Raw genomic sequence first — 766 nt, forward strand, 5'->3', positions numbered from 1 at the left:
CCATGAGCGTAATTAGAATCGACAAACTGAGGAAAGAAAGCTAAAAAGAACAAAGCCACTTTAGGGTTAAAAGTATTGGTCAATACGCCTTGCTTATAGATTCGCCTATAATTCAAAGACTCAGCTTGTACAAGTTTTCCGTTATTGGGCAAACTGTCTGATAGGATAGATTTCGATTTACTGGTTAGCATTTTAAACCCTAAATAGCATAGGTAGCTGGCACCAATATATTTAACGATAGTAAATGCTAGTGGAGAGTTGGCTAAAATGATTGATAGTCCTAATGCCGCCAATACCGTGTGCACTAGTATTCCAGTGACAATGCCCAGTACAGAATAGAGACCGGCTTTGTTCCCTTGTGAGACACTACGCGTAATGATATACATGCTATCTGTGCCAGGTGTCAGGTTTAGTAAAATAGCTGCCAAGATAAAGCCCAGATAGTTTTCAATACCAAACATAGTCAACATACCTTTTAAACATCATAAAAAAGCGGGTATCAGAAGAACAAAAATGCTCTTCTGATATCCGCTTAATCAAAGCATTTTATCAATAGTCTTTATCAACAGAGTCAATTTTACTGTCTGACAGAGAATTTGCTTGCATCTCTTTGCGCTGTCTAGCATTTGGTCTTTCGATCAAGATATAGAGCACGATACCAATGGCAATAGCATAAACAGTTGACTGCGCCGCTGGCATGGCCAAAGTTACTGCTACAATACCAGCAACCCCGCGCTCAGCTGAGGTTTTTAGCTGCTCTATACCT

2 protein-coding genes are annotated in these 766 nt (G+C 39.8%); both read right to left on the bottom strand.

Annotated elements, in window-relative coordinates:
* Positions 1 to 461: LysE family translocator (locus ACS8FD_RS19665; protein WP_439277105.1), on the bottom strand; the 461-nt coding region annotated here is incomplete at its 3' end.
* Between the two features lie 88 nt (positions 462 to 549).
* On the bottom strand, positions 550 to 766 hold a 217-nt coding region (locus ACS8FD_RS19670; RefSeq protein ID WP_439277106.1), incomplete at its 5' end, for a hypothetical protein.

The organism is Psychrobacter sp. 1U2, assembly GCF_051847575.1.